The 10,522-nt window shown below is 66.1% G+C and carries 8 protein-coding genes; 7 read left to right on the top strand and 1 reads right to left on the bottom strand.

The genetic code is table 11. The features are described 5' to 3' along the window. Positions 1 to 10 precede the first annotated feature (10 nt). Complete coding sequence (locus ACLP9N_RS30960) at positions 11 to 754, top strand: SDR family oxidoreductase (protein WP_442410957.1); 744 nt, start codon at positions 11 to 13, stop codon at positions 752 to 754. Here the strand turns inward: ACLP9N_RS30960 and ACLP9N_RS30965 are convergent. Next, positions 723 to 1,589, bottom strand: coding sequence for an LLM class flavin-dependent oxidoreductase (locus ACLP9N_RS30965; protein ID WP_442410958.1), 867 nt, complete (start codon positions 1,587 to 1,589; stop codon positions 723 to 725). The genes ACLP9N_RS30960 and ACLP9N_RS30965 overlap by 32 nt on opposite strands. Before the next feature lie 73 nt (positions 1,590 to 1,662). Between ACLP9N_RS30965 and ACLP9N_RS30970 the strand changes: the two genes are divergently transcribed. From ACLP9N_RS30970 to ACLP9N_RS30995, 6 genes are all read left to right on the top strand, one after another. Then, positions 1,663 to 2,745 (top strand): acyl-CoA dehydrogenase family protein, encoded by a 1,083-nt coding sequence (locus ACLP9N_RS30970; protein WP_442410959.1) that lies wholly within the window; start codon positions 1,663 to 1,665, stop codon positions 2,743 to 2,745. 5 nt (positions 2,746 to 2,750) lie between these two features. Then, a complete protein-coding gene (locus ACLP9N_RS30975; protein ID WP_442410964.1) occupies positions 2,751 to 3,842 on the top strand; it encodes an acyl-CoA dehydrogenase family protein in 1,092 nt (363 codons plus the stop codon). After that, complete coding sequence (locus ACLP9N_RS30980; protein ID WP_442410960.1) at positions 3,839 to 4,996, top strand: acyl-CoA dehydrogenase family protein; 1,158 nt, start codon at positions 3,839 to 3,841, stop codon at positions 4,994 to 4,996. Before ACLP9N_RS30975 ends, ACLP9N_RS30980 begins: the two co-directional genes overlap by 4 nt. Continuing rightward, positions 4,993 to 5,928 carry an acyl-CoA dehydrogenase family protein gene (locus ACLP9N_RS30985; RefSeq protein WP_442410961.1) on the top strand — a complete coding sequence of 312 codons (936 nt, stop codon included), beginning with the start codon at positions 4,993 to 4,995 and terminating at the stop codon, positions 5,926 to 5,928. The genes ACLP9N_RS30980 and ACLP9N_RS30985 overlap by 4 nt, the downstream gene beginning before the upstream one ends. After that, positions 5,925 to 7,433 (top strand): class I adenylate-forming enzyme family protein, encoded by a 1,509-nt coding sequence (locus ACLP9N_RS30990; RefSeq protein WP_442410962.1) that lies wholly within the window; start codon positions 5,925 to 5,927, stop codon positions 7,431 to 7,433. Before ACLP9N_RS30985 ends, ACLP9N_RS30990 begins: the two co-directional genes overlap by 4 nt. Positions 7,434 to 7,829: 396 nt before the next feature. Next, positions 7,830 to 10,427 carry a LuxR C-terminal-related transcriptional regulator gene (locus ACLP9N_RS30995; RefSeq protein WP_442410965.1) on the top strand — a complete coding sequence of 866 codons (2,598 nt, stop codon included), beginning with the start codon at positions 7,830 to 7,832 and terminating at the stop codon, positions 10,425 to 10,427. Positions 10,428 to 10,522: the final 95 nt, after the last annotated feature.

Raw genomic sequence — 10,522 nt, forward strand, 5'->3', positions numbered from 1 at the left:
GATTCCTGCCATGCGAACCGCATTGGTCACCGGCGGCAGCGGCGGGATCGGAAAAGGATGTGGCCGCAAGCTTGCTCAGCTCGGCTACGACGTCGTGCTCGCGGCACGACGCGAAGGCCCGTTGCGCGCGGCCGCCGAGGAGATCGGTGCGCGCCACGTCGTCGCCGATGCCTCCGACCCACCCGGGTTCGGGGCCGCGATATGCGAACTCGAGCGAATCGACCTGGTTGTTCATGCGGCCGGCACGCTCGGCGGAACCTACGCGCGCAAGCAGACATTCGAGCAGTGGCGGGCAATCATGTCGGCGAACCTGGATTCGTGCTTCGTGGTGACCTCCGCCGTGCTACCCCGGATGCGTGCGGGCTCACGACTGGTGTTCATCTCGTCGTCGGCGGCACACGAACCGATGATGGCCCGGACCGCCTACTCGGCATCCAAAGCCGGCATGAACGCGTTTGCCCGCGCCTTGGCGCTCGAAGTCGATCGCGACGGCATCGCGGTGCACATCGTGACGCCGGGACCGGTCGAAACCGAGATGCTGCAGGACGTCCCCTTCGAGATGTACGCCATCCAGGTGTCCGACGTCGCCGAGGCGGTCGCATGGCTGGACACCGTCGACCCGTCGGTGGACCTGCCGGAGATCCGGCTGAGTGCCGTGCAGCGCGGGCCGTTCGCCCGGCCGCCGGTCGTTCCCACCGAGGCTCGCCGCCGCCGCGATGTGCTCACATCTCCGCAAAGCTCGGAAACGCTTTGATCACCGACTCACCGAATTCGGCAAGCGAATCCGGGACGGCGAAATCGGCGAACCACACGTAGAAACGCTCCACCCGCTGCGCCGCCAGACCGTTGAAGTGTGCGATCAGCTCGTCGGCATCGCCGCAGACCAGCCCGGGTCCCAGGTGACCGAACCGCCGGGTGCTCACATCGCGGACCTTGTTCGGGTCGCTGCCCGACCTGACGAAACCCACCATCTGTTGAATCGACACCCGGGCGGTTCCCGCCGCCGAAGCCAGCTTGGGCAACCGGTCGAGGTGATTCGCCTGCAGATTCCACCAATCCGCGTAGCTACGAACGAGTTCCATCATGCGGGGTCCGCTGCCACCCAGAACCAGCGGTATCGGATGTGTTCGTCTTGGTAGCTGCGTTGCGTCCGCATCCTCGCCGCTGTCACCCCAGTACTGCTTGATCAGGGCCAGGTGACGGCCGAGCTGCTCGACCCTGGCCACCGGATCCTGCTGACCGACATCGAATCTGGTGAACTCGGCGGGCCAGGAGCCCGAACCGAGGCCGAGCTCGAATCTGCCGTCCGACGCATCCGACAGGGTGACAGCTTGTTTGGCGAGCACGGCGGGATGCCGAAAAGCGTCGCAAAGGACAAGGTGGCCGATCCGCAGCCGCTGCGTCTTGGCCGCCACCCAGGTCGCAATGCCCATTGCCTCCCAAATACTTTCACCGGGCAGCCCGGGTGCCTCGAGGTGATCGATGAAGGCAATTCCGTCGAAGCCACTGTCCTCGGCATGACGCGCCCGCTCCGCGATGTCGGCGACCGACAACCGTACCTGAGGCAGGAACAGAAACCACTCGACCATGCGCCCGCCTATGTGTTCTCGTGCGATTGCAACAGGGGGGCTAGTTTACTATTTTTATTATGTTAGGGGTCTTATGGATGTCGGACTGAATGCTGAGCAGCTGTCGCTGCGCGTCACCGTGCGCGACATCCTAAGGACCGAGTGCCCGCCCGACGCGGCCCGCCAAGCTCTGACGGATCCAGAGCGCTGGCGCACTCTCTGGAAGACGGTCGTCGACCTGGGCTGGACGGAACTCGCCGCACCCGACGACGGCGACTACGGTCCCGTCGAGCTGGCCGTAGTCCTCGAGGAATGCGGCGCGGCCCTCGCGCCCATCCCGTTGCTCAGCAGCATCGGTCTGGCCGCGGGCGCCTTGCGCGGCAGTGGCCTTGACTCGGTGCTCGCCGACATCGCCGGCGGTGTGGTCGCCACCCTCGCGGTCCACTCCCCGGGTTACCGGCTGCCCGGGCCGACGATGACGCTCCAAGACGGACGGCTACGCGGACGCGCGGTCGCAGTCCCCAACCTGTCGCGCGCCGAGCTGATCGTCGCGCTGGCTCAATCTGGCGACGGTGTGGTGGCCGCGGTCGCACGCTGCGGCCAAGGCACCCAGGGGGTACGCATCTATGGCGTCGAGTCCGCTGACCCCGCCCAACCGCTGGCCGACGTCGACATCGACACCGAACCGTTGGCCGTCGCCCCCTTGAACAGTGAGGGCATCGAGTCCGCGCTGAGCGCACCGCTGGTGGCCGCGGCCGCCGACCTGGTCGGCGCGGCCGGCGCGGCCCTGCACCGCTCCGTCGAGCACGCGAAATCGCGACGTCAGTTCGGCACTCCAATCGGCGCATTCCAGGGGATCAAACACGCGCTGGCCGACAACTACGTCGGGCTGGAACGCGCCCGCAGCCTCACCTATGCGGCGGCGGCCCTACTGGGCGATCCGACCACGGCCCCCGCAGATGTGTGGACCGCCGCGGCTCTGGCCAAAGCGGCAGCCGGCGACGCGGCGGCCAGTTGTGCGCGCACGGCGGTCCAGGTGCACGGCGCGCTCGCGCAGACCTGGGAGCACGACGCTCACCTCTACGTCCGGCACGCCTGGCAGGGTGCCGCGATGCTGGGCGACAGTCGCAGCCTTTACCACGAGGTGGGCCGGCGATTTTGCGGAGGCGCCGCGTGAGCGCAGTGGTCGAGGAATTCGGCGCGTGGTTGGCGGAATTCTTGCCCGACGACTATTACGAGAACTATCGGCAGTATCGCTGGGATCTGCCCTTGCGGCGTGCTTACCAGCGGGCCGCCTTCGAGGCTGGATGGCTGCAACCGACCTGGCCCCGCGAGCATGGCGGTCGATCGCTGGGGTTGCGCGACGCGATGGAAGTGCGGATCGAGGCTGCGCTGCGGTCCGCGCCCAAGCTGCCCAGCATTCAGGGTCCCGGCGTCGCGGCGCCGGGCATCCGTCAGTTCGGCACACCCGCCCAGATTGACCGCTTGCTGGTGCCCCTGCTGCGCGGCGACGAATGGTGGGCGCTGGGCATGTCCGAGCCCGAAGCCGGGTCGGATTTCGCCGGTCTGCGCACCCGTGCCGAACGCGACGGCGACGTATTCCGGGTCAACGGCCACAAGATCTGGACCACACACGCCCACAAGGCGCGGTGGTGCACCCTGTATGCCCGCACCGATCCGGATGCCCCGAAACACCGTGGCATCTCGTGCCTCATCCTCGATATGGGATCACCCGGAGTAAAAGTCGAGCCCATCCGGATGGCCTCGATCTCCGACGAAACGTTCTGCGAAGTGTTCCTCGAAGACGTTGAGGTGCCGGCGGAAAACCTGTTGGGGCCACTCAACGGTGGGTGGAACGTCGCGTTGTCGTCGCTGCACCATGAACGCCAGATGATCTGGATCATGAACTGGGTCGAGATCAAGCGCGGACTCGACTCGGTTCGCAACGCCGCGAAAACCAACTCGGACATCTACACCGAGCTCGGCTCGCTGATCGCCGACGCCGAAGCGCTGCGGGCCACCGGATACCGCGCGCTGGGCAACGAACTCGCGGGACGGCCCAGCCCGGAAGCCGACACCATGAAGTTGCTCGGATCCGTTACCTTGCAGCGTGTTTGGGAACTCAGTGCCGCCGCGGCGGGCCCGCAGTCGGCTGGCGACCCGGATCTGCTCTTCGAACGTCAGGACGCGTTGGCCGCGACTATCTACGGCGGAACGTCGGAGGTGCAGCGCAACATCATCGCCGAGCGGCTGCTCGGGCTGCCGAAGGGATGACGACGATGGATTATGATCTCGGCGACGACGCTGGACAACTGCGAAACCACTTGCGCGAGTTGGTATCCAACCACATTCCCGCCAATTTCCTTGGCGCCTGCACCGAGAACCCGCAGGACCTCGCCACCACCGAGACGTTCTGCAAACTGCTGGCCGCCGAGGGATTGCTGGCGCTGGCCTGGCCGAAAGAGCATGGCGGCGGCGGTGGTTCGGTCTGGCAGCAGACAGTGCTGCGCGAGGAGATGTGGGCCCAACACGAACCCCGTGGTCCGCAGTACATGGGCATCAACTGGGTCGGTCCGGCGCTCATGCGTTACGGAACAGCCGAACAGAAGGCCAAGCACCTCGCGGCCATCGCGTCCGGGGATGTGATCTGGTGCCAAGGCTTCTCGGAGCCGGAGGCCGGAACCGACCTTGCGTCGCTGCGCACGCGGGCGGTGCCGGATGGCGAGGGTTGGCGTATCACCGGCCAAAAGGTGTGGACGTCGTACGCGCTGATGGCGTCCTGGTGCGTGCTGGCGGCGTGTACCGATCCCGATGCTCCAAAACCGAAGCGGCTCACTCTTTTTCTCATCCCGATGGACCGGCCCGGCTTTACCGTCCGACCTATCCCGTCGATGCTGGGGCCACACCACCTCAACGAGATGTTCTTGGATGACGTGCAGGCATTCCCCGGCGACGTCCTGGGCGAGGTCGGCGACGGGTGGCGGGTGATGCGCGAAGCCTTGGCATTCGAGCGGGTGGGCATCGCACGGTACGCACGCTGCGAGTCACTGCTTGACCGGCTCCGCACGCAGCTCGGCGACGACTGGGAGAAGTTGCCGGAATCGATTCGTACCCGCTGGGTGCGGGCGCTCGTCGACCTACGGGTCGCCCGACTGCTGGCCTACCGCGCCGTGTCGTTGCAGGACGATGCAGCGGCGGGCGCGGCGGCCAGCGCCGCCCGCATTGCCACCACGACGTGCGATCAGCAGGTCGCCGAGCTCCTTTTCGACGTGCTCGGTCCGACGGCGCTGGACAGCGGCACCTCTGCCCCGCTGCACGGGGCAATCGAAGACCATTGGCGTTACGCGCAGGCGGCCACTGTGGCATCGGGCACCATCGAGGTGCAGAAAATGCTGGTGGCACGGGACGTATTGGGAGAGCACCGGTGAAAACCGATTTGCCACAAGACATCAGCGACTTCGCTGCTGTCGCCGCCCAGCGGCTCGCCCGGTTGGGCGGACCACCGGCGGCGCTACGCGCCGAGACCGACGACGGCATCCGCGAGTGGGCGCGCGCCGCCCTCACTGAGCTCGGCGCGCTTGAGCTCGATGTCCGGTCGTCAGCCGACGACGCGCTGGCCGCCGCGGTGCTTTGCCAGGCCGCCGGCGCCACCGCGCTGCCCTATCCACTGGTGGAAGAGCTGCTCGCGATCGACGGCGCGCGACTGGCCCTGGTCAATCCCGAAGCCCCGCGCATCGATCACGGCGATTTGGCCGGTGACTGGATCGCCGCGGACTTGGACGGCAATCGGTACCGGTTGCAGCCGACGTCGCGGACGAGCGCCAAACTCGGGCCGTTCCTGGTCCCGGCGACCCTGAGCGCACCCGAGGGAAGGGTCGCGGCCGCTGACGTTAACCTTCATCTCGTGCTGGGATCATGGCGGATTCTGGGAGCAATGCAGCAGTCGTTGCGGATCGTCACCGAACATGTGCGCGCTCGTATTCAGTTCGGCAAGCCGCTCGCGGACTTCCAGGCCGTCCGGTTCGCCGCCGCGGAGGCCGCCGTCGGCGTGCGCGGACTCCATGAACTCGCGAAGTACACGATTTGCCGTCCCGAATCAGTGCCGTTGCAGGTCCTTTCGGCTGACGCCCTCGTTCTCCGGCTCAAGGCCGCCGACACCGCACGGCAGGTGTTGCGGACCTCCCACCAGTTGCTTGGCGCGCTGGGATTCTGCGATGAATCCGACGTCAGCGTGCTCGACCGACACACCCAGCCGCTGATCCGGTTGCCGCTGGGCGCCGAGGGACTCGCGTTGCGTTTGATGCCCGGCGTGTCAGACGGCTCCCTGGAGACGCTGTTCAGTGGGCCGGTATCGGCATGAGCACCCAACCCGTCACCGCCGCGTCGCCGCCCAACCCGTTCGAAGACGGAATCCCGTTCGGGACCAAGCTTCAAGAGCTCGCCGAACAGCGTCGGGACGACAAGGCTGTGACCATCGTCGCCCTGGACGGCACCGCGACCTCGCTGACGTTCGGCGAACTCGACGCCCGCGCCAACCAGTGGGGGCGCGCATTGGCCGCCAGCGGTGCCGAAACGGGTTCCCTTGTCGCACTGGCAATCCCGAATTCACAGCACCTGGTGCTGGCCACGCTGGGGTGCTGGAAAATCGGCGCGGTCCCCATCCCGATGCACTGGGATCTGCCCGAATGGGAGCGAGACCGAGTGCGCGCGGTGATCGACCCCGCCGTGGTCGTCGACGAAAAGAGCCGTTGGGAGTTGGACGCGCGCGCAACCGGGGAATCCGAAAGCCCGCTGCCCACAGCCATTTCCCCGACCGCCAACGGAATCTGCAGCAGCGGGTCGACCGGCGTGCCCAAAGTGATCCTCAACTTGGCGCCGTCGCTATGGACTCCTCAGCACGGCGAACCATTTCTGGCCAACTGGACACCGGTAGAGCAGCCGCAGACCATCATGGTGCCCGCGCCGATGTATCACACCAACGGCTTCGCCACCTTCCTGATGCTCCTCGCCGGCGACCACCTGGTGATACTCGAAAAGTTCGACGCAGCACTGGCTTTGGATGTAGTCGAACGCCATCAGATCACCAACTTCACGGCCACGCCCACGATGCTGGCACGCATAGCCGCCCGGCCCGACGTCCGGCAGCGGGACCTGTCCAGCGTCGTCTTCATCCTGCAGGGCGCCGCGGTGATGCCGCCGCCGCTGCTGCATACCTGGTTCGAGCTACTGAGCCCCGAGCAGATCCTGACTGCCTACGGCATGACCGAGAATCTCGGGCTCACTGCGTTGCGCGGCGACGAATGGCTGACGCATCCCGGCAGCGTCGGCCGCGGCTTCCGCGACACCGAGATCCGGATTCTGGACGCCGAGAAAAGACCGCTGGGCCCCGGCGAGCATGGCGAGGTATACCTGCGCGCGCCGATGAGTGCCGGGTATCGCTATCTGGGTGGGGCGGCGCCGCTGCCGTCGACCGAGGACGGGTTCCGTTCTGCCGGCGACATCGGCCACCTCGACGCCGACGGCTACCTGTACATCGTCGACCGCCGCGTCGACATGATCATCACCGGCGGCGCGAATGTCTTTCCGGCGGAGGTCGAGTCCGCTCTGGCGGGTCACCCGGGCATCGCCGATGTGGTGGTAATCGGGCTCTCCGATCAGCAGTGGGGACGACGGGTGCACGCCGTGGTGCAACTCGCCGATCTCGACGGCGTTGCATCGTTGACTGAACAGCAGGTGATCGAGTACGCCAAGAGCCGGCTGGCACCTTACAAGGCTCCCAAGACCGTCGAGTTCGTCGATGCGATTCCCCGCACCGCGGCAACCAAGGTCAATCGTTCGGCGATGATCGCAGCACGCGGCGGCTGACGGTAGGTGGATCGAGCACGACCCGACCGGCGGACGCTCTAGCTAGGACGCGTTTGTAGTAGCTCCTGCGCGGCGGCGGCGAAAAAGGCCATCGAGAGACTTCGGTGCCCAAAATGGCATCGCACAGAGATCGTCGAGCAACGCCTAAGAGCTGAACGACTGGCAAACGCCGCACTCATACCTCAACCAGGCAGGAACTTCAACAATTCGCGGCACATGGTTTCGGCCATCGCTTTGTGCCCGTAAAACCCGAGAAAGGTCGCCATGGCGCGGTAGGCTTGGCAGTTCCAATTTCAAGTAACGGCTACCAAAACCTGTTTCGAAGGTTCGACATCTGGTCCGAACGGTCGGGGAGAGGCTGGACGGCTGGTGCAATCGTGGAGCGGTTGGCCGATAGTGGCCCGCGATGATGAGTTACTTCAAGCGTTGGCAGCGCTCGAGGATGACGCGGAGTTCCATGGCGTGGCGTTGGTCGGCGATAGCGGGGTTGGCAAATCGACACTGGCTCGCGCACTTGCCGACACACTCCAGTCGGCCGGGGCGACGGTGCGGTATGTGCTGGGCACCAAAACCGGCTCCACGGTGCCGTTGGGCGCGTTCTATCGGTCGGTGACTGTCGACGCACCGCAGGAACCGGCCGCCATGCTCGCGGCCGCGCAAAGAATTCTGGAGCGGGAAGAGAAGCTCGTCGTCGTCGTCGACGATGCGCAGTTGCTCGATCCGTTGTCGTCGACGTTGGTGTACCAACTTGCCGCCAGCCGCGGTGCACGATTGATCGTGACGATCCGGTCCGGCGACCCGGTGCCCGACGCGGTAACAGCGCTATTGAAAGAGCGGTTGTTGCTGAGCCTGCACATTGAGCCATTTACCCGGGAACAAACCGCGGCGCTCGCCCGCGCCGTGCTCGGCGGCGTCGTCGATACAAGACTGATCAACGAGTTACACGGCCAGACCGCGGGCAGCCCGCTGCTGCTGCGCGGCTTGCTGGACGCGGGTCGGGAAAGCGGGGTTCTGGTCCAGACGGAAGGTGGGTGGCAACTTCGCGGTGCGCTGCGTGCCGACCGCCAACTCTATGACCTGCTCGAGTTTCGCCTGCAATCCTTCGCACCGGTCGAATTGGAGGCGGTAGAGATCTTGGCGGCCGCGGAGGTGCTGGACTGGGAGATCCTGCGTGAGCTGTGCGAGGCCGACGCGGTGGGACACCTCGAGCGCCTCAGCGTAATCCAGGTGGTCGCCGACGGATTCAACACGGTGGCACGGTTGTGTCACCCCATCTTGGGTAAGGCGGCGATCCGACACGCCGGTGTGGTGCGTTCGCGGCAACTCACTAACGTGCTGGCACAACAACTTCAGAAGCAGATGCGGACGCAGGAGGAGCGCTCGGGGTCGCCCGATGTGCGCAGCCGGATACGGCTGGCGCAGTTGATGACGCGAAGCGACCTGACACCAGACCTCGACGTGATCGTCGAGGCGGCGGCGAGCGCGGTGACCATGTCGGACATCGCTTGCGGTGAGGAGTTGGCGAGATTCGCGTTCGAGCGCGGCGCTGGCGTGACGGCGGCGATCGTGCTAGCTGATGCGCTCGGCTGGCAGGGGCGAGGCGACGAGGTCGAGGCGGTGCTTGATGACGTCGATCTCGATGGTGCCGATCAGTGGCTGATCGTGCGGTGGGGCTGTCTGCGTGCCGCGAATCTCTTCTTCAGCTGCAGGCGGGTTGAGCCGGCACGGCTGGCCCTGGCTGACGTGAGGACGCGTATTGATTCTGAGGAGCTGCTCCCACAAGTCACTGCCATGGAAGCGGCGTTTGCGTTCTTTTCCGGTGACGTCCGAACGGCATTCGACCTCGGGTTCGCCGTGTGTACATCCGATCTCCAACCGGTGGTGGGCATGTGGGCGACTACGTGGACGTGTTGGGCGTTGGCCCTCACCGGGCGATTTGGCGAAGTCCAGCGCATAGCGGATGCGGGGCGGCCAGCGGTGTTCGATCGACCGGGACCGTACCGGTTCGCCATGGGTTTGGCCGAAGTCGTGGGATTGACGTACGCCGGCGACAATCCGGCCGCCGAACGAGTTGGGGAACGTTATGCTGAGACGACCAGGGTGTGGCCTGCTCAAGACGCCTTCCTGCACGCCATGTTCGGATTGGTGCAGCTTGCCCGTGGCGCGCTGGGGTCCGCCTCTTCTGCCTTTCAGGATTCGATATCGGCGATGTCGCGTGGTTTTCCGCCGGGCTGGTTGATGCTGGTATCAGCCTGGTCCGCGCAGGCCGACGGTGCGCGGGGCGACAGTGCGGCCGCCGCTGCGGCGCTGCGCAGGTCGGAGGACGCCTACGGACCGCAGGTCGCGGTGTTCTTGCCGGAACTTGAGCTGGCCCGGGCCTGGGAGCGGGCCTCCGTCGGCCAGACGATGGCCGCGCAGACACATGCGCTGCGTGCCGCCCAGATCGCGCGACGATCCGGGATGTACGCGGTCGAGATGCGCGCGCTGCACACCGCCGTCCGGTTCGATGACCGTTCGCAAACCGAGAGGCTGGCGGAGCTGGCCAAGACACTGAACACACCGTTGGCGGAGGCGATCGCGGAGCACGCTCGCGGCCTGGCTGACCACAACGGCGATCAGCTCGACGCCGCGGCCGACCGGTTCGCCGACATGGGCGCAGTGGCGCTCGCCGCCGACGCGGCAGCCCAGGCGGCGCGCGAACACGCGCGCACACGCCAGCGTGGCAAGGAAATAAAGTCTTCGACCCGCGCGCACAAGTTGGCCAAGCAGGGTGGAATACGAACACCGGCGGTCGATGCAGCGGCTTCGCCGTTGCCCATCACGGCCCGCGAACGTGAGATAGCGAACTTGGTCGCGGCTGGTTTATCCAACCGCCAGATCGCCCAAAGGCTCTCTGTCTCGGTGCGAACGGTGGAGGGACACATTTATCGCATCTTCGCCAAGCTCGGAATCGACGACCGCGACCGAGGTTGTCCCGGGTCTCGTGGAAGTTGAGGTGGCGGTCCCCCGCTTGATTCCTGCCGTGTGGTAGGTGTCGGGCGTTCCGCCAAAGAACACCAACAGCAAGGGGACCGCCGTGAAGAAGAGTA

The organism is Mycobacterium sp. (assembly GCF_052144515.1).
Taxonomy (GTDB): domain Bacteria; phylum Actinomycetota; class Actinomycetes; order Mycobacteriales; family Mycobacteriaceae; genus Mycobacterium.